Source organism: Pedobacter caeni, assembly GCF_900129215.1.
GTDB classification, from domain to species: Bacteria; Bacteroidota; Bacteroidia; order Sphingobacteriales; family Sphingobacteriaceae; genus Pedobacter; species Pedobacter caeni.
On sequence record NZ_FQUQ01000002.1, the window covers coordinates 1,015,064 to 1,034,634 of the forward strand.

Genomic DNA, 19,571 nt, shown 5'->3' on the forward strand with positions numbered 1-19,571 from the left:
GGCTAATGAGGTAGGGGGCTGAGCATTAAATATTCAGGCTCTGCTTTAAAGCTAATGGTAAATTTACTTCCTTTCCCTTGTTCACTTTCTACCGTAATGTTGCCACTGGTTGCGTCGACTATCTTTTTAGCAAGATACAGACCGATGCCTCTGCCTTCAACATCCTGATGGAGCCTGCCATACATGTCAAAAATGCGATCCAAATCTCCTTTGGACATGCCGATTCCATTATCTTCTACTGATAATATCACCGTTTCCTCTTCTCTGAAGGTTTGAATCCTGATGACCGGAGGCTGATCGCCTTTAAATTTAATTGCATTGGAAATCAGGTTGTATAAAATGCTCCTCAGGTTCTTTTTTGAGAATAGAATATGATCTGTTTTCAGATCTCTGATCAGGACCGCACCAGACTGTTTGATCTTATCGTCCAGGCTCCATTCAATATTATCGATGATTTCTTCAAGGTCAACCATTTCCATGGTAATCATGTCACTTTCCAGTTTGGCAATGATGGCAATGTCGTCAATAAGGGTCCGGAATTTTTTAATAGAGGAATTGATGATACTTAAAAATTTACTAAGATCAGGATCTGTAACCTTTCTGTTCATCATGCTAATGCTGACTTCTATATTACCCAATGGCGCTAAAAGGTCATGTGAAGCGGTATTTGCAAAGTTGTCAAGATCGGCATTGATGCGTAAGAGACTCTTGTTTTTCTTGTCCAGTTCATGCTGGGTTCTTTTCAATTCGGTAATGTCATTAAAGGTAATAATTGCCCCATTACTCTTATTGTCAGCCTGTATATAAGGCATGGTCATGATCTGATACCATTTGCCATTATTGGTTTCAATTTCTTTGGTAATGATGCTCCCCTCCACCAGTACCTGCCTGATGTCATCTATGATCGTTTCAAATTTAATGTTTGTTGAAATGTTACTGATCGGCCTTCCGATATCACTCTCTAACAAATTGATTTGCTTTACGGTACCCGGCGAAAATTTCATGAGTAACAGCTCATTGTCAATAAACAGCTGCCCGTTAATGTTGCTCCTGAAATAATTGTTCAGATCGTCATTAATTTCCAGTAACTCTTTGTTCTTGATGGTAATTGGAGTTAATCGTGTCCAGTTCTTCATTAACAGACTGCATTTCCTCATTGGTACTTTGCATTTCTTCATTTGCAGAAAGCAGTTCTTCATTAAAAGACTGCATGTTTTCATTGGAAGCATCCAGTTGTTCGTAAGCAGAGTGAAGCTTGTTCTTCAGTTCTTTCAGCTCTTCTTCAATATTCAAAATATACTGGTTGAGGTATAGCTTCTCATCAAATGCGATGTCATTCTGAGTAGAGCGGCTCTTTAATTTATCTTCACTAAAGGTGACCATAAATAACAATTGTTCCTCTTTTTTGATCGGCAGGGGACTAAGAGAGAGACTGACACTTAGCGTAGATGATCCTTGTTTTATTTTTATTCCGTTAACCGTTACTTTTTTGTTGGTCTTAAGACTTTTAGTTTTTAAGGTGTTGAGTGCAACCGCAAGTGTTTTTGGTAAAAGTTCAGTAAGATTGGAGTTGAAGTTCTTTTGGAGCAGATATTTGGTTGTATCACCATAAGTCTTTACCACATGATTATTTTCATCAATGCAAATCACCAGGTAATCCAGCTCTTCGGTGAGTCTTTTGTTGACTGCCTCGGCCAGGGTGTGGTTGGTGTTTTTAGAACCTTCTTCCCTGGAAAGGAGGTAAGGTGCACGTTTCGTGTCTAGTAACTCGGGAAGAGAAAAAGTATCGAAACGGACCGTCCGTTTTGTTTCCAGGTTCTTATAGATTTTCCATTTTTTGTCTGCCACTTCCAGATTTTTAATGATGGGAATTGGATTTTCACTCGAGCCCAGGAATAAGTACCCATCAACTTTAAGCCCGAAAAGCAGCATCGTAAAGATCTTTTTCTGCAGGATGGGGGTCATATATATCAGTAAATTACGACAACTGATAAAGTGCATATTACAATAAGGTGGATTCTTTACGAGATCATGCTGAGCAAAAATTACCATTTTTCGGATCTCTGACTTTACCTTGTAGCTGTTTCGCTCTTCGGTAAAATACTGCTCCAGTCGCTCGGGAGATACGTCTTTTGTAATTCCATGGCTATAAATCCCTTTACCCGCATGAACCAATGCCGCACTGTCTATATCTGTAGCGAAAATTTTGACCACCGTATCCGCAAATTTGCCGGTCAGCAGTTCTGCAATCAGAATCGCCATTGAATAGACTTCTTCGCCGGTGGCACATCCTGCAACCCATATTTTTAACTCTTCTCCGGGAGCAAGTTTAGCTAATATTTCAGGTAATACTTTACTCTTTATATAGTCGAAAGCACCTTTATCCCTGAAAAAAGAAGTGACACTAATCAGGAAATCTTTTGACAGTGCCTCCACTTCCTCCGGATTTGTTTTTAGAAAATCCAGGTAGGCGCCAAGCGTATGGAAATTGCTGAAAGCGGCTCTTCTCTTTGTTCTTCTAATGATGGTGGTTTGTTTATATTCTGAAAAATCTAGAAGAGAGTTCTCTTTGATCAACTCAACAATTGAAACGATGTTTTTCTTGTCTTCCTGACTATCATACAGCAAATCTCCTCCGTGTTCTATATAATCTTCAATCACATTGGGCATCAGCTCCGGTTCCAGAATGAAATCAACCATTCCGGTAGCAATAGCTTTGGAAGGCATACTTCCGTATGCAGTTGTTTCCGGATTTCTGGCAATTACCATTCCGCCAACATTTTTTATGGCTTTAATTCCTTCAGTACCATCAGCTCCGAATCCGGAAAGAATGATGCCAATTGCTTTCTCCTGACTGTTAGCAGCAAGAGAACTAAAAAACAGGTTAATGGTCAGATGGGGGGTGTTTTCCTTTTCTTTCTGTGTTAAATACAACCTGTTGTCATGAATCGTCATCAATTGATCATTGGGAATCAGGTATACCTTATTACATTCCACCATCATGCCCTCTTCCGCCTGCTTCACTTCAAGCTTGCTGTGTCTGGCCAGTAACTCCACCATTCTGCTTTTAAAATCCGGAGATAGGTGCTGTATGATGATATAGGATACCCCATCCGAAGGAGTATGGTCAAAGAAAGCGTTGATTTCTTCCAGGCCACCGGCGGATGCGCCAATTGCAATGATATGGTGAGGTTGTATTGTAGGCATGGTATGATTTTGAGAATGAGTTAGGGTATCGGATCTGTTTCCCGGAATATGGGTATTGGAGATAATCAAATATACCACTAAATTTTTGCAAATGAGTTGTTTATTTGCCCTCAGCTATTTGTTGAGTTGCTTTCTGTAAGCTCCGGGGGTAATGCCTCTATGTTTTTTAAATAACCGGGATAAATAGCTCTCATCAGTAAAGTTGAGCTCTTCTGCGATTTCAGCGATGCGCATATTGCTATGGGCAAGCCTGGTTTCTACAAGTTTGAGCCTGTAGTTGATTACATAATCCTGAATGCTTTCGCCGGTACGCTCCCGGAAGAGTTCGCCAAGGTAATTTGGAGAAAAATTAAAATGAGCAGCAATTGCTTTTATTCTCAGACGTTCCGGTTCAGCAATGTATTGTTGCAGGTAAGCAACAATTTGAATGATGTCGTTTTTGGGCGTTTTCTTCCGCAGTTTTGAAGGCTCGCTTAAGGAAACATTACGGGCAAGAATATTCACCAGGGTAGATACAGACTGGCGGATGACCAGCAGGTAACCTGCTTCCTTCTGCTGATATTCCCTGATGATCGCCGAAAGCAGCACTTTTCCAAATTGTTCATCATCAGCATTGCGGTATACACATCCTGCCTTGGCATGGAGGTTATTAAAAAGATATTGTGCCTTTTTTGTCCAGTCGCAGAACTCCAGTTCTTCTACTTCATTGCTGAATTGGGAGAACGATAAGTCGTTGAAGCGTATAAACAGAAAATGAGTGCTGGATTCCGGTTCAAATGAGTATTTGTCTTCCGGGCTGAGCAGGAATATTTTGCCGTCCTCATAATCATGGGTATTGCCGTTGATCAATGCCTTTCCCATTCCTGAAATCAGGTATACCAATTCAAACACATGCTGCAAAGCAGGGCGCTTCCAGGTATCTGTTTCTAATAGAAACAAGTCAAAAGGCTGCTTTTTTTCCTTGGTATACATCAGGGCAAATGTACAGGATAATCCTTTTAAAGTCCAATTTATCTCCCGGCCATTAGCGCTTCCTTTGTGGCCTAAAATAATTTATATGTCAGGAAGTAATACTTCAATACCTTATCCTGCCAGGTGGCAGGCCTTAGCCGTATTGTTAATGGGTGCTTTTTTATCGCCTCTGGATTTCTTTATTGTAAATGTGGCATTACCAGCGATGCAGCAGGGATTACATGCGAATAGCGCTGAACTGCAGTTTATTGTTACCGGATATGGTGCTGCTTATGCGGTATTTGTCGTAACCGGAGGACGCTTAGGAGATATTTATGGCAGAAAGCGGATCTTTATGACTGGTATGTGTCTGTTTACGCTGACCTCAGCGGCCTGTGCAATGGCGCCTAATGCAGAGGTATTGATTGCTGCCCGTATTTTACAGGGATTGGCAGCAGCGATGCTGGCGCCACAGGTACTTTCCTCGATCAGAGTGATTTTTCCGGATATAGAACAGCCAAAGGCGATGGGGTTGTTTGGGGCTACTTTCGGACTGGCTTCCATTGCCGGACAGCTTTGCGGAGGAATGTTACTGGAATGGCAACCCTTTGGACTAACATGGGAAACGGTTTTCCTGATTAATGTTCCTGTCGGGATTCTGGCCATTGTACTGGCGTTTATCTTTATCCCGGAAAACCGACCTGAGAAAAGACCGAAGCTGGATATCCCGGGTGTGATCCTTATTTCGGTTACTTTGTTTCTGTTCATCTATCCGCTAATTAAAGGGAGGGAAGCAGGATGGCCAGTCTGGGTATTTGTTTGTATGGCGATGTCCCTGCCTTTTGGGCTTTGGTTTATACGCACAGAAAAACGCGTCACCGCAGAAGGAAGGGATCCGCTGATTTATTTAAAGTTATTTAAGGATAAGAAATTTGTCACCGGTCTGGCCGTTATTTTTCTTTTTAACAATACCGCTTCTTTTTTTATGATCTATCCTGTCTATTTGCAAAGTGGCTTTCATTGGACGGTGTTATCAGCAGGTTTAGCGGTGTTGCCTTATGCGGCAGGATTTTTTATCGGTCCCTTGCTGAGCGCAGCATTGGCAAGAAAATATAAAGATCATGTACTGACGATCGGGTTAACCTTATTGAGCATTGGATTCATCCTATCGGCAGGAGTATTGTGGTATTATCCCTTGCCGGGGACACTTTTGTACGCAGCGTTGTTGTGTGCAGGTGTTGGGCACGGGATTGTGATGCCGGTTGTTGTACGCCTGGTGCTGGCAGATATTCCTATTGCTACAGCTGGTCTGGCTGCTGGGATTGTCAGCACGGCGATCCAGTTGGGTAGCGCACTTGGTGTTGCGGTGATCGGAACGTTATTCTTCAGTATTCTACCGCTGGCAGGTAGCTTTACCAATGCTTTTATGATTGCACTCCTGGTATTGGGATCACTGGAATTAGCTGCATTGTACTATGGGATAAAATTGAAAAAGTTGAAAAACAATAAATATTAATAATTATGAATTTAAACGAATTGGCGAGCCAGGAAATTGTTCATTTCCATGAGCAGATCGGAAAATGGTTCAGGGGAGAGATGAGCCCTAACGAAAAGGAAGAAATGTTGGCATTGAGTGGTTTTCATACAAACTTCAGGATGATCAGCCCAACAGGAGCATTTAAGAACCGTACTGACCTGGCAGAATGGCTGCCCTCTGTGTATGCCGCAAAACCGGGAATTGTATTGGAAGTGAAGGACATCAATCTGCGCTTTGAGCTGCAGGATGCAATAATGATGGAATATGTAGAAACCCAGGTGGGGGGAGGTGCAGATAATAAACGGATTTCAACGGCTTTGTTTGTTCGGAATGAAGAGGGCCATTTACAATGGCTGGATTTGCATGAAACTTTCCTGCCATAATTTAATCCGGTAAAAAAAGAAAAGGTGTCCGGATTTATAAGGACACCTTTTACGATTAATTGAGCGGTTTAAAAGTTTTGATCATCAGCGGTATATTGAAACCCTTGAAGAGTTATTAAACCCAAAATTGATTTTCCTTTTCCAGATCTGCAGAAAAGATTTCAGCCTTAACGATTTGCCCGTTCTCAACGGTATAGACATCAATGTTGTCTACTTCCATAGTACTGCCATTTGGTTTACTGGCGATCCAGCGTAATACACAAGAGACTTTGCTTCCATTTGCACCGATAGAGGTGATGTCAGTTAACTTTAAGGTATTGGCTGAAAGTTCAAACATTTTTCCAACCATTTGAAATACTTCAGTGTTAGAATTTTTGATGCCTGAGATCTGATTCTCTCCCGGTTGGTTCCAGCTTACAGATGGATGCAAGAGGGCTGCCAGTGTCGCGTTGTCTCCGTTTTGTACTGCTGTAAGGAATGCTGTAACTACTCTTTTTGCTTCGTTTTTCATGTTCTTTATTGTTTATGGGTTAGTTTTTAATAGATCTTATTATTTAATAAATGATCGAAGTTTTCTTATTGTTGTTGAAACAAAGGTCAGGAATAGGGGAGTTGGTGTTGATACCTTTCTGCGACAGATGATTACCATTTTGCGCCATTTCTCGTTTTTATAGCCTGGATTGCGTTATCTTCATGTTATAAATTGAAACGATGGAAGACCAGGTAAAGAAATTGGTGATGAGCATGCTTGCCTATGCGGTGCAAAGGGATATTCCGGCTGAGGTATTGTGCCGTTTATCAAATGTCAGCATGGAGGAACTGAAAGATGAAGAGAAAGTATTGTCTGATAAGCAGCTGAACGATGTCTGGCTGAATGCCTTACATTTAACCAGAGACCAGCTATTTGGTTTGCATTTTGGAGAATCACTGCAATTGTCTGCACTGGGGATTGTTGGAGAAATTATCAAAGCGAGTGGTACTGTTGGCGATGCATTGACCATTGCTGCTTCATTGACCCCATTGATCACTACTGCTTTTTGCCTGAAAATAACAAGTGATGAGCAGACTTTTAGTATTCGGTTTGTTCCGCAGCTGGAAGATTGGGAGCAGCACCCTGCCTTGCTGCAGACCCTGGATTTTTTAATAGTATTTGCGATCCATGAACTCGATGGCCTGCTTTTAAAGAAAGTCATTCCTCTTTCTGTTAGCTATGCAATAGCTAAGGATGAGGTGAATGAATATACACGTGTCATGCGCTGTGCGCCAATCTTTAATGCCGGAGAGAACAGCATTACTTTTGATCAGTGCTATTGGAATGAACCAATACTCTCTGCAAATTTTGAGATGCAAAGGTTTTTAGTGAAAAAGCTACAGCCTTTTACGGAAATGACGCTGAAAGAACCTGCAACTTTACAAAGGAGGATTTCCAATTATCTGATGAGCAACTCTTATCTGGGAATTATCTCTCAGGAACAAATCGCCTCAAACTTTAACATCAGCACAAGGACATTACAGCGCAAGTTAAAGGAGGAGGGAGTTAATTTTCAGCAATTGGCAGATGATGCCCGTAAATCTTTGGCAATAGATTACCTGAAGTCCGGATCTTATCCTATAAAACAGGTTTCCTATATGTTAGGGTATAATGAGATTCCTGCTTTCATCCGCTCGTTTAAACGTTGGACAGGTACCACTCCGGCAGTTTATCAAACGAATAATAAATGATCTTCAGCATCCATCGTTTTATCCCTTACGAATAGCAATAGGACCTTGTTTTGAGCAAACAGGACTATATTTTTGTGGAATGAACATTAAATTTATCTTTCAAGGGGTAATGACGTCTTTTCTTTTACCAATGCTATTGTGCTGTGGATGCCGGAATGCAGATCGTAAAGAGTTGAGGTCATATGAGAAAGGAGGTAAAAAGATTTCTTTCCTGAGCGGGGGAGAAGTTCCTGAGGAATTTAAGGATTATCAATCGCTGAGCACTAACGTTCAGTCCTCGGCATATAAATTTGAATTGCTCATTAAGAGTGAAAATTATTGGACTCCCAATCCGATAAGGCTATTTTATGGAGTCGGCGACGATATTATTGTAGAGGTTAACCGTGAAGAAAAAGAAAAGGAGTCCGGTTACCATTACTATAAACTGGATAAATCAGGAACAATAACAGATTCTTTGTATCATCCCTTACGGGGAGGCCTGCGTTCAGGATTTGTTGGAGCTTATGTTGTTTACCTTTCTTCGGAGGAAGGATATTATTATAATACCTGGCCATTAAATGGAGATAAAACGAAAAAAAGAATCAAAATCCTGAATCAGGATCTGAGCTGGACTACGGAAAAACTGGAAAAAACAGATCATGAGATTAGCCTGGATGCCAAACATATCTTTTATGAGGCCGAAAATCAATCGGGAGAAAATGGGATATCCTGGTCTTTAAATAAAATGTTCTTCTTCAAAGGTGGAATATGGCAGGTGCTTTACAGAAGGCAATCATTTGGTGCCGATATAAATGATGCAGACAAACTTCGCGCATTGAGGTACGATTTTTTCCGTACCTCAAATGACAGGCAACCAGCAGAAGAGGAGAATTTTGAACTTAAATTTTTTGAAAAAACAGAGTGGTTGAGTTATGGTCATGCTATCGGTGGGGGACAGGCAGGTTTTTCAACCGCCGGTTGGTCAGGTACTGCTTATTTTAACCTGCCCCTGAATCTGGATAGCCTGAAGATTAAAGTATCTGATCTCATTATAGAACAAGAGAAAGCCGACACAGGAGTAATTCGCTATTACCGTAGTCATGGAAGTGGGGAGAATGTATCTCCTTTTAACCTGAATTACTATACAAGCAGAAACCTGAATTACGCCATATATTCTAATGATGCCAATCATCTTTATCTGGTAAAAAAGGGAGAATGATGACAGATGTAATGCAGAGAGGAATTGATCAGTTGAAGCTGATCAATTCCAATAGGTACCATTCAGGCCCAATACAGTGCCAAGCCATAGGGCAATGATAGCTACCATCAAACTAAGTATATTAACCAATACCTTTTTCCAGCCTCCTTGTTGACGGAAATGATCCATAAGGTAATAAAATACTCCTGCTGATGCCCCGGCTAAAGGAACTATGATTAAGGGTTTAATCCTCCATAGCTTCCCCCATTCCGGGTTCGGTTCTCCGGCACGAAGCAGAAAAATTACAATGAGGATTAAAGCAATTGCTGCACCCTGTATCATTCGTTTTGTTAATGGAGCCCGATGAATGGGCTGTGTTGTTAAATTGCCAGGTGATGTCATGGTCATTTTTGTTTTAAGTTCAGATTTGTAACGGTATATTAAAGATAATTAAAAGTACTTTGTATTTCAAAGTGTTTGACTAAAATAATTTGTAACTACCCTTTGGAACTTATATCTTTTCATCTGGTGGTGTCATATTTTCTTTATATTAGATAAGATGAATAAAAAAGATTTTTTATGAAAAAGGCATTGGTGATCTCCCTTCTACTCTTTGTTTATGCTAAAACAAATGCCCAACATACTGATACACTGGCCAGGTGTGGACGAGCGCCTTATCTGCTAACTTTAAAATATTCCAAACCCGAAGGGTTAAAGGGGGGTTCTGTAAAATGCCAGTTTGAAAAAGCAGGCACTAAGATTACTTATGCTACAAATAGGGTGGCGAGGTATGATCAGCGGTTTGAACGTTTGGAGATCATTGAAAAGTTAGAACCTGATTTTCCTTCCCTTTTTTTTTACAGGATCAGTTTTGATGATCTGGTGGTTTATGTCGGTAACCTTGAAATTCAGAAATTTGTTGATGAATTCTTTCTGCAGCAGAAAGATAAAGGCTGGCTCAGCTTAACAAAGACTTTTAGTTCAACTGCTGCAAAAATTTACTATGAAGACCGTAGACTGGGAAAATCCAATTCGGAAAATGATTTTTGCTTTATGCGTCTGGAACCTCATAAGGTTACAAAGATCAACGTTTCTCTTGCACTCAGAAATATACTGACAAAAAAACGCAATACGGGCAAGATCACCAGCATAACCGGGAATAATATTCAGGTACAGCCAGAGCAGGAATCAGACTTTATGCCTGATGTCGCTTATTATATTGCAGGAAAACCACATTTGAGAGTTAAATTTGGAAATATAAGTACAAAGACCATGTCGCTGGCAACAGTTCAAAGTATAGCGGAGGGAAAGCCTGTGGAACTGAGTACAAAAGATGTGGTAACCAGCTTGCAGGAATAACTGAGGAGGATTAACATAAAATTTTAAAATGACATCAACAATTAAGTACCTGTTTTTATTCATCCCATTCTTGCCCCTTTTTCTTTATTCACAAAATAAGAAAGATTATAAAACGCTGTTCAATCAGCTGAGTTTTGAATCGGCAAGCCCTTTTCATGAAAAACGGGCATTAGTATGTATAGATGACTACTATCAGTATATTGATGAAAAGGGGAATTTATTGCCTTTTAAATTTAAACGTACCTCCGAATTCCCCGGTTTTTTTGTGAACGGCAGGGCGAAGATTTATACGAAATCCGGAAAATACGGTTATATCAACCCATCCGGAAAATTAGCCATAGATACCATTTACCGGGTTGCCGCTGAGTTTTCTGATTCACTTGTATTTGTAGCAAGGAAGGGCTTCTATGGTTTTATTGACGTAAATGGTAAGGAGATGCTGCCTGTCGATAGAAAATATATGGTTACACTTCCATTCAAAAACGGCGTAGCGGTGGTCTCTGATGGGAAAAAGTATGGTGCGATAAATAAAAAAGGAGCATTAATCATTTCTTTGGATTTTGACGAAATAGAGGCTTTTGAAGAGGGATTTGCGATTGCCCGGAAAACAAGAGAAGGCTTGTCGGGAGTGATTGATGCAACCGGTAAATTTGTGGTCGAGCCAAAATACAGTGTGCTTGCATCGATTTCAGAAGGCTTAATTGCATTTTGCGATGAATCTGAAAAATGGGGTTTTATAGATTTAAAAGGCAATGTTGTGATCAAACCTAAATATAGCAATGTTGGGGATTTTCATGAAGGAATGGCGTATGTAGAAAATGAGGACTCCAAAGTCGGGTATATTGATAGAAAAGGAAAACAAATCATTGATTTTAAATTTGATACTGCACTTGATTTTTCAGAAGGCCTGGCTGTAGCAACAGTAGAAATAAAAAAGAACGGTTTTACAAGAAAATTATCCGGTTATATCGATAAAAAAGGGGATTGGGTTTTTCTTCCCGCTTTTCCTGAAGCAAACTTATTTAGTGAAGGCAAGGCCCTGATATTAGAAATGTCTGAAAGTCATCATCTGCGGTGGATATATATTACAAAACCTTAAAGCTGTACTTAAATAAACCCTGGTTTATACCCAATGAATAAATCGATAGTTCCGTCTGCAATTGCGTTGATCCAGCTGCTAAGCTTAATACATTTATATTATACTTTTAAATATGGTAGCAGTCATATTCCTATGGTATTTATTGAACTAAATATTATGGCGGTCTGTAATATGCCAGTACTGGTATTGGGGTATTTTTTACATGTTAAGTCAGCAAACAAAATGCGCATATGGTGGGTTCCCATAGCTCTTGCTGTGGCTGTTATCGTTGTCCTATTGATCACTTATTTAATCATGTTTGTGAATAAATAGGAGTAGTGAAATCATTTTTTTTCAGCCCAGATATAGGCACGCCTGGTTGGATAATTCATGTCTTCACGGGCAGGCCGTTCTATGGCATCAACGATATTAAAACCCGTTTCGTAAAGCAATTTTATAATGTCATCTGTTTTAAAGAAGTACAAATCAATATCAATTTCTTTATCATGAGCCTTGTCGAAATGAACGATTTCATCTCCTGCATGAAAAGAAAATAAAAAGTCCCCTCCGGCTTTCATTACCCTGTTTATTTCTCCGAAACATTTTTTGACTTGTTCAGTATCAAAATGTACGATGGAATAAAAGGCCACAGTACTTATAAAATGTTCAGCAGCGTAGCCGATGTTCAATAAGTCCCCGGTCTCAAATTTAATGTCAGGAGATAGCTTCCGGGCTGCGCTAACCATTGCCGGCGACAGGTCGATGCCGACAATGTCTTTTAAGCCGTTATCATACAAAAATCTTGTTGTTTGTCCGGGACCGCAACCAAAGTCGGCACATGGCCCTTTGTCTTTATTGACGGCAGCAAACTCCTTTAATAACAGTTGGTCCAGATGTTTCTTTGAGAGTTCATCCCAACGGTCAGCCGCATAATCGTCAGCTACCTTATTGTAACAACTTAATACTTTGTCCTGTGTATTCATTTTATTTCCTCATTTTGAAGATGTAAAGCTCAATAACAATGAAATATAAGAATATTTCAAAAGAATTTACGAACTCATGCCATGCAATGGTTTGGAAAAAGAATAGCAGAGGCTTTGGGAACTGGGGATTATATTTTATAAAAAAAAAGCTAACAATCATCTTGTTAGCTTTTTACGAGGTCATTAAGCCTCTTCAGTACTCAGAGCGGGAATCGAACCCGCACGACTTTTAAGGTCACAGGATTTTAAGTCCTGCGTGTCTACCAGTTCCACCATCTGAGCAGGTGTTAACCTTTTAAATTAAATGCCCTCATTTAATGAAGGCATTTAGAGCGAAAGACGAGATTCGAACTCGCGACCCCGACCTTGGCAAGGTCGTGCTCTACCAACTGAGCTACTTTCGCATGATTTTGGTTTTAACATCATCCGATGTTGCCATTCTAGCAAAGTGTATTTCGTAATACCCTTTGTTTCGTTTGGGAATGCAAATATAGACACTTTTATTTTCCTGTCAAGTTTTTTTTATAAATAATTTCAAGGTTTAGTATAAGTTGTTGGACTTCAATACTTCCATGATCAAATTATTTTCAAATCCCTTGCTCATGAGGTGTGTGATGAGCTTATTTCTCCTTTTGTAAGGGTCTTTTTCAGTGATCAATCCAGACTTTTTCTCCGCAGAATGGAGGATGACCTTCAAATATTCATCATAATCTATCTTGTTCAACGCTTTTAAAATCATCTTTTCCGGAACTTTTTTCAGTTTCAGCGCCTGTTTGATTTTTATTTTGCCCCATTTCTTGATGTTAAACTTTCCGGATACAAAGGCCTGGGCAAACCTTTCCTCATTTAAAAAGTTGGTGCTGATGAGTTCAGAAATCAGTTCTTCTACCTCATCGTGATGCAATCCGAAATCATAAAGCTTATCCCGGACTTCCTGTTGTGCGCGTTCCTGATAGGCACAATAATGCTCTGCCTTAAATAAAGCGGTCTTTTTATCTAGTCTGACGGTTTTTTTATCTGATGTTTCCAATGCTTACAATATTACATAATCGGCAACAAGCAAGCGCAGGAAACGCGTTGTTTTTGAGTCAAATTTACTAAGGCTTCTGCATGTTTGTTGCGATCTTCCCCAATTGTTGAAGCTTCTTTTCCAATAAAGAGGTCCAGGGGAGGCCAAAACTCAGTCGCATGCAATGGTCAAACTGCGACTGAAAACTGAACATCCTTCCAGGGGCGATACTGATCTGTTGTTTAAGTGCCCGCTGATACAATTCAACAGTATCTATGTTTTTATCCAGCTCCAGCCATAGAAAATATCCTCCTTGTGGCTGACTGACCCTGGTTCCTTCAGGGAAATAATCGGCGATAACAGCACTATATTTCATGCTGTTGTGGTGTAAAGATTGTCGTAATTTTCTCAGGTGATTTTCATACCTCCCGTTTCTGAGAAAAGTAGAAACTACTTCTGAAGTCAGGGATACAGAAGATACGGCCTGGTAGCGCTTCAGCTTCAGCACCTGATCCTTAAATTGGCCGGGAGCAATCCAGCCCACTCTGTATCCCGGGGCCAGTGTCTTGGAAATAGAGTTGCAATAAAGCACTAAACCACTTTCATCGTATGTCTTGCAGGTTGTTGGCCTGTTCTTGCTAAAATAGAGGTCCCCATGTATGTCGTCTTCGATCAGGGGAATGTGATAATGTTCCAGCAGCCTGACCGCTTCCCTTTTATGTTCATCGGGCATGGAGGAGCCACAAGGATTGTTGAAATTACTCACAAATAAGCATACTTTGATCTTATTGGTGGCAAGAACCTTCTTTAAAGCTTCCAGTTCAATTCCTGTAATGGCATTGGTCGGCAATTCCAATACCTGAAGCCCCATGCTTTTTGCCAGTTGCAAAATGCCAAAATAAGCAGGGCTTTCTATGGCAATGGTATCTCCGGGTTGTGTTGTTGCCATGAGGGCGTAGGAAATGGCATTCATACAGCCTGAAGTTGTGATCAGGTCATGCTCCGTAAAATCTGCAGCCCAGCCGAATGACCATTTTGCAATCTCCCTTCTGAGGTTTTCATTTCCCTGTGTGAGCTCATAACCGGTGCCGCTTGCAGGAAGATTGCGCATGGCTTGCACCATCCCCTTGTTCAATTTGGCAATCGGTAAGAAATCATCATGTGGCATCCCCAGTGAAAAAAGGGTGTTATTTGGATCTTCACGGTCAAGATAAACCTGGTTGACAAGATCGTCGGGCGATAAGGGGCTGTTTAAGACAGAAGGATTACTCGTTTCAGGGATGGCCAGGCGTTTGACAGGAGGGAGAGAAACAAAATATCCGGAACGTGGCCGTGTTTCAATCAAAGAACGGCTCTCAAGTTCATAATAAGCTTGTGTTACAGTGCTCATACTCAATCCCTGTTCCCTGCAAAGCATTCTTACTGAAGGCAGTTTGTCGCCTGCCTTCAGTACCTGATCTATGATCTGTTTTTCCAGCCTGTCTGCAATTTGCAGGTATAAAAATTGATTGCCTTTTATGTTCATCTCAGATAACTGTATTGATCAAATGTAATCAAATTGTATCTGTATCGGTTTCCGCTTTTCCAGTAGGGTAATCGCTTTATTTTTTCATTTCATATTGGGTAATGAAAACCTCAAGGCCAATTGATTTTAAGAAGGTGATCGTTTCTGTAGCATTAGCGTCCACATTGATCAGCGATATTTCTGCATTACGTTCCTTGTAAATATATTCGAATAAAGCGCTTCCCAAACCTTTGTTCCTATAATTTTTGTCGACAGCGAATTGTGAAATCCGGTTGTTCTGTGGATTATAACTGGCATAGGCTACCAGTTTTTCATCCTGATAAATTCCGATACTGTTGTTCCCTTCCCCGATATTCATTAAGGCAGTAATTGAGTTTTGCCAGGAGGGTTGCCAATCCCAGAAAGTAAAACATTGGTCCCAATCTATCCCGCTCAACCTGGTCACCTGGTATGGATGGTCATTTTTTGGGATTTGTGGAGTTCCTTTAAAACAGCTGAGTGTTCTGTTAACCTCAAAACCTACAGATTCATAACTTTTTATTGCAGGAACATTTTTCTCCAGCACTTCGAGATAGCAGTTTCTGATACCTGCTGCTTCCAGTGAAGGAACTATAAACTGATACATCAGTTTGGTGAGTTGCTGCCCTCTTTTTGATGGGATGACTCCTGTCCCTGCATTATAAGCGGCCTTTTCTCCCTGAACTACACCTATACCATGTAAAATAAAACCGATTAATTTTTCGTCTTCAAAAACTCCTGCAGAATAGCTCAGGTCAATAGAATCAGAAATCAGTTTCCGCTCTAACTGTTCTGTTGTGAGCTGCAGGGGCACCAGATAATCGGAAAAGGATTCATTGAATGTTTCCAGTAAAGTGACAATAGATATATCCGATAAATTTTTAAATGCTAACATATTGATGGCTTTCTTTATTGGTCGCTAAATTATATATTTTTCCTTTAAAGGATAGGCTGCGGATGCTCATGTGTTAAGATTTTTACCTGATTCTTTTCAGGTTTTAAACTGCTTCCGGGAACACTCAGAATAAGCTCATTTCTTCCTCGCTGCTTACCCGCCTTTAACAGGCTTCTGACCGAGTCTGCACCGAGTATAGACCGAGTTTAGACCGAGCTTAGAGCGTGTATAGGTAAAACCGTATTAAGCTCAGTCTGGAAATGGTCCAAAAATGGCCTTTTGAGTAATTCGAAGGCTGTTTTTTGAACTATTCCGGCGCTGCGTTTTACAGCTATTGGTTTACAGAAAAAATCATCCGGTTTCAGGTATTCCTGATTAGGGTTTACAAAGCTTTAAAAAGCAATATTGAGCGAATACTGGTACTGATCTGTCATGACCTGAAAAATGACCTGACCCACCAATCATAGCATCAGTTTTTAATATAAATGTTTTAATTTTGAAGCCATGAGCAGCACCATTTATACGATTGATCATTTCGCGGAAATTATTCAGGCAAAATCCTTTATTTCTAATCCTGAGCTTAAAGTCACAAGGTTGGTAATTGACAGCAGAAGTGTGATTGATCCTGAAAGTTCTTTGTTTTTTGCCTTGAGCTCCAAGAGAGATGGACATGAATATTTGGAGGATGCTTATGCAAATGGGATCAGAAGTTTTGTCATTAGTGATAAGGCCTACCTGGAGAAATTCAGAGATGCCAATATCCTGCTGGTAGAAAATGTGCTGCTGGCCCTGCAAACACTTGCAATTGCCCATAGGGATCAGTACGATTTACAGGTACTGGCCATCACCGGCAGCAATGGTAAAACGGTTGTTAAAGAGTGGTTGTATCAGCTGCTTGCTGCTGATTTTAATATTGTCAGAAGCCCAAGAAGCTTTAATTCCCAGATTGGAGTACCCTTATCTGTATGGAACATCACTGAAGAACATACCCTTGGGATTTTTGAAGCCGGGATTTCTAAGGAAAATGAAATGGAAGCCCTTCAGAAAATCATCAAGCCAGGTATTGGCATCTTAACAAATCTGGGAGAAGCACATGATGAAGGTTTTGCCTCCCCAAAAGATAAACTTCTTGAAAAGTTAAAGCTTTTTAAAGATGCGGAGGTATTCATTTATGCTCCGGAATATACGCTTGGTCTTCCGGTATCAGAGCTCCCGGGGCAAAGAAAATTCTCCTGGAGTACAAAGCAAAAAGCTGACCTGCAGATCTCTTTTATTGAACCTATTGAGGGCCGTAATTATGTGAGAGCAATCTTTAAAGGAGCAGAGATCGAATGTTTAATTCCCTTTTCCGACAGAGCTTCAGTGGAAAATGGCATCATCTGCTGGGCAACTTTGTTGTCTATGGGCTATTCACCAGAAGAAGCCGATGCACGTCTGGAGAAACTGACGAGGGTAGGCATGCGCCTGGAACTAAAAAACGGCATCAACCAATGCTCGGTGATCGATGACTCCTATAGTGCCGATATCTCTTCACTGGCCATTGCCCTCGATTTTCTTAACCTTCAAAATCAACACCCAAAAAAGACATTAATCTTATCCGATTTACATGAAACAGGAAAAGATCAAACAGAACTCTATACGGAAATCGCATCCTTATTGAAACAAAAGAACCTGAACAGACTGATTGGAATTGGCCCCCATATCTCTGCATCAGCAGAATTGTTTGAGATGGAAAGCTCGTTTTTTGAAAGTACACCCGATTTTATAGACCATTTCCCCGCCGTTCATTTCAATAATGAAACAATTCTGGTAAAGGGGGCCAGAAAATTTGAATTTGAAAGAATCAGTAAGCTGATCACTCAAAAGGTGCATGATACGGTACTGGAAATTGACCTCAATGCACTTGCGGGTAACCTGCAGTTTTATAGAAATAAGCTAAAGCCAAAAGTGAAAATTATGGCGATGGTGAAAGCTTTCTCTTATGGAAGCGGAAGTTTCGAAATTGCCAACGTACTCCAATACCATAAAGTAGATTACCTTGCTGTGGCTTATACCGATGAAGGGGTAGCGCTTAGAAAAGGTGGGATCACCTTGCCCATTATGGTCATGAGTCCGGAGCCTTCAGCCTTTGATGCCATCATAAAATATCAGCTGGAGCCGGAAATATATAACCTGGATATCTTAAATAGTTTCATCAGCTTCCTTCCCGCCGATACCTATGAGTATCCCGTACATCTGAAAGTAAATACCGGAATGAACCGCCTTGGTTTCGAAGAAAAAGACCTTTCTGAGCTACTGGAAACAATCAATGGCAGCAGGAAAGTTAAAGTGGTCTCCGTTTTCTCACACCTTGTTGCGAGTGAAGATGAACACCATGATGCCTTTACAAAACTTCAGATCCAGAGATTCAATACATTCGCCCAAAAAATTTCAGAAGGCTTAGATTATAAATTCATCTGGCACATCTCCAATACCTCAGGAATTACCCGCCATCCGGAAGCTCAATTTGACATGGTAAGGATAGGAATAGGTCTTTATGGCTATGATGGTGGTATCCCTAAAAACCGTGGGTTGCAGGCGGCTGTAGTGCTGAAAACTACTGTTACCCAGGTGATAGAGGTAGAGCCAAATGAAACGATTGGATATGGAAGGAATGGAATCATGCCCAATGGTGGAAGGACCGCAACGGTAAAAATCGGATATGCCGATGGCTATAACCGAAGGTTTGGAAAGGGGACAGGCAAAATGCTGGTTAATGGAAAACTGGTGCCTACAATTGGGAGCATCTGCATGGATATGTGTATGTTGGATGTGACAGGATTATCGGTGAAACCAGGAGATGAAGTGATCGTTTTCAATGGGGAGCTGACCATCGCCGACCTGGCAGAACAGATCGGTACCATCCCTTATGAGATCTTAACAAATATTTCACAAAGGGTAAAACGGGTCTATTTTTATGAGTAGTTTTGCAGGATGAACAGAATTGGTCGGGCTTTTCTAAGGTACCTCATTAAAGGGCTACTGATTGTATTGCCCATTGCGCTTAGTATTTTTATTGTAATCTGGGCTGTTACTACAGTAGACAGCTGGTTGAATGTGAACAATATTTTAGGTGTTGACCCCAGAACAGGTGCGAGCAGAAACATACCAGGACTTGGATTATTGCTGGTCATCTCCATCACCCTGGTCGCAGGAATCTTTGTAACCAACTTCGTAACTGAACCAATGTACAATTGGTTTACTAAAATTCTGGACAGACTTCCAATACTGAAATTTATCTATTCGTCTATTAAAGACCTTACAGAAGCATTTGTCGGGGATGAGAAGAAATTCAATAACCCGGTGCTGGTAGAGGTGGAAGGCGATCTTAAGCGGATAGGATTCCTGACCCAAAGTGATCTGGCAAATATTGGCCTTCCAGGAGAAGCAGTTGTGTATTTCCCGTTTTCTTATTCTTTTGCCGGTCAGGTTTATATTGTGAAGAACGAAAAAATTAAACCGCTTAATATGAGTGCTGCTGATGCAATGAAGCTCGTAGTTTCAGGGGGTGTTAGTCATTTCTAAAATAAAAAACATATAGTTATTCGTCTCCTCAAATCTTTTGCTGAAGGGCAAAATATTTGGATGTCGTCTCATAACCACATGTTTTTTATTTTGAATTAAGTGCTAACATGAAGGTTCTCGTCAATAGGTAATAAGCAATATTCAACACTCAACACTCAACACT

17 protein-coding genes and 2 tRNA genes are annotated in these 19,571 nt (G+C 40.6%); 8 read left to right on the forward strand and 11 right to left on the reverse strand.

The features are described from left to right. Positions 1–2: 2 nt before the first annotated feature. The 3 genes from BUC20_RS34170 to BUC20_RS11795 all read right to left on the reverse strand — a co-directional run bounded on the left by BUC20_RS34170 (position 3) and on the right by BUC20_RS11795 (position 4,179). On the reverse strand, positions 3–1,136 hold the full coding sequence (locus BUC20_RS34170) for an ATP-binding protein (RefSeq protein WP_234994504.1): 1,134 nt from the start codon (positions 1,134–1,136) through the stop codon (positions 3–5). Beyond that, complete coding sequence (locus BUC20_RS34175) at positions 1,075–3,207, reverse strand: chemotaxis protein CheB (protein ID WP_234994505.1); 2,133 nt, start codon at positions 3,205–3,207, stop codon at positions 1,075–1,077. Before BUC20_RS34175 ends, BUC20_RS34170 begins: the two co-directional genes overlap by 62 nt. 114 nt (positions 3,208–3,321) lie before the next feature. Continuing rightward, positions 3,322–4,179, reverse strand: coding sequence for an AraC family transcriptional regulator (locus BUC20_RS11795; protein WP_073231052.1), 858 nt, complete (start codon positions 4,177–4,179; stop codon positions 3,322–3,324). A gap of 85 nt (positions 4,180–4,264) precedes the next feature. Here BUC20_RS11795 and BUC20_RS11800 point away from each other — a divergent pair, with 85 nt between their 5' ends. Together BUC20_RS11800 and BUC20_RS11805 are read left to right on the forward strand one after the other, a co-directional pair. Next, complete coding sequence (locus tag BUC20_RS11800; protein WP_073231054.1) at positions 4,265–5,674, forward strand: MFS transporter; 1,410 nt, start codon at positions 4,265–4,267, stop codon at positions 5,672–5,674. Positions 5,675–5,679: 5 nt separating this feature from the next. Further along, complete coding sequence (locus BUC20_RS11805; protein WP_073231056.1) at positions 5,680–6,078, forward strand: hypothetical protein; 399 nt, start codon at positions 5,680–5,682, stop codon at positions 6,076–6,078. Positions 6,079–6,193: 115 nt separating this feature from the next. Here BUC20_RS11805 and BUC20_RS11810 read toward each other — a convergent pair whose 3' ends face one another. Then, a complete protein-coding gene (locus BUC20_RS11810; RefSeq protein ID WP_073231057.1) occupies positions 6,194–6,589 on the reverse strand; it encodes a nuclear transport factor 2 family protein in 396 nt (131 codons plus the stop codon). Between the two features lie 200 nt (positions 6,590–6,789). On the opposite strand from BUC20_RS11810, the gene BUC20_RS11815 reads away from it, so the two are divergent. Next, on the forward strand, positions 6,790–7,800 hold the full coding sequence (locus BUC20_RS11815; protein WP_073231059.1) for an AraC family transcriptional regulator: 1,011 nt from the start codon (positions 6,790–6,792) through the stop codon (positions 7,798–7,800). A 79-nt stretch (positions 7,801–7,879) separates the two neighbouring features. Beyond that, positions 7,880–8,998, forward strand: coding sequence for a hypothetical protein (locus tag BUC20_RS11820; RefSeq protein ID WP_073231060.1), 1,119 nt, complete (start codon positions 7,880–7,882; stop codon positions 8,996–8,998). A 42-nt stretch (positions 8,999–9,040) separates the two neighbouring features. Here the strand turns inward: BUC20_RS11820 and BUC20_RS11825 are convergent, their stop codons facing one another. Further along, positions 9,041–9,385, reverse strand: coding sequence for a hypothetical protein (locus BUC20_RS11825; protein ID WP_200800932.1), 345 nt, complete (start codon positions 9,383–9,385; stop codon positions 9,041–9,043). A gap of 171 nt (positions 9,386–9,556) precedes the next feature. Here BUC20_RS11825 and BUC20_RS11830 point away from each other — a divergent pair, with 171 nt between their 5' ends. Both BUC20_RS11830 and BUC20_RS11835 read left to right on the forward strand, forming a co-directional pair. Then, positions 9,557–10,336, forward strand: coding sequence for a hypothetical protein (locus BUC20_RS11830; RefSeq protein WP_073231062.1), 780 nt, complete (start codon positions 9,557–9,559; stop codon positions 10,334–10,336). 28 nt (positions 10,337–10,364) lie between these two features. Further along, the gene (locus BUC20_RS11835) at positions 10,365–11,435 is read left to right on the forward strand and encodes a WG repeat-containing protein (RefSeq protein ID WP_073231063.1); all 1,071 of its coding nucleotides are present in this window, start codon (positions 10,365–10,367) and stop codon (positions 11,433–11,435) included. Positions 11,436–11,758: 323 nt separating this feature from the next. Here the strand turns inward: BUC20_RS11835 and BUC20_RS11845 are convergent, their stop codons facing one another. The 6 genes from BUC20_RS11845 to BUC20_RS11875 form a co-directional block, all read right to left on the reverse strand. Continuing rightward, positions 11,759–12,397 carry a class I SAM-dependent methyltransferase gene (locus BUC20_RS11845; protein WP_073231067.1) on the reverse strand — a complete coding sequence of 213 codons (639 nt, stop codon included), beginning with the start codon at positions 12,395–12,397 and terminating at the stop codon, positions 11,759–11,761. 197 nt (positions 12,398–12,594) lie between these two features. Beyond that, positions 12,595–12,679 (reverse strand) — tRNA-Leu (locus BUC20_RS11855). Positions 12,680–12,728: 49 nt separating this feature from the next. Then, positions 12,729–12,801 (reverse strand) — tRNA-Gly (locus BUC20_RS11860). Between the two features lie 137 nt (positions 12,802–12,938). Then, a complete protein-coding gene (locus BUC20_RS11865; protein WP_073231071.1) occupies positions 12,939–13,427 on the reverse strand; it encodes a regulatory protein RecX in 489 nt (162 codons plus the stop codon). A gap of 67 nt (positions 13,428–13,494) precedes the next feature. Next, positions 13,495–14,931, reverse strand: coding sequence for an aminotransferase-like domain-containing protein (locus BUC20_RS11870; RefSeq protein WP_073231072.1), 1,437 nt, complete (start codon positions 14,929–14,931; stop codon positions 13,495–13,497). 76 nt (positions 14,932–15,007) lie between these two features. After that, on the reverse strand, positions 15,008–15,844 hold the full coding sequence (locus BUC20_RS11875; RefSeq protein WP_073231074.1) for a GNAT family N-acetyltransferase: 837 nt from the start codon (positions 15,842–15,844) through the stop codon (positions 15,008–15,010). Between the two features lie 504 nt (positions 15,845–16,348). On the opposite strand from BUC20_RS11875, the gene BUC20_RS11880 reads away from it, so the two are divergent. After that, the gene (locus BUC20_RS11880; protein WP_073231076.1) at positions 16,349–18,808 is read left to right on the forward strand and encodes a bifunctional UDP-N-acetylmuramoyl-tripeptide:D-alanyl-D-alanine ligase/alanine racemase; all 2,460 of its coding nucleotides are present in this window, start codon (positions 16,349–16,351) and stop codon (positions 18,806–18,808) included. A gap of 9 nt (positions 18,809–18,817) precedes the next feature. Then, positions 18,818–19,408 carry a DUF502 domain-containing protein gene (locus BUC20_RS11885; protein ID WP_073231077.1) on the forward strand — a complete coding sequence of 197 codons (591 nt, stop codon included), beginning with the start codon at positions 18,818–18,820 and terminating at the stop codon, positions 19,406–19,408. Positions 19,409–19,571: the final 163 nt, after the last annotated feature.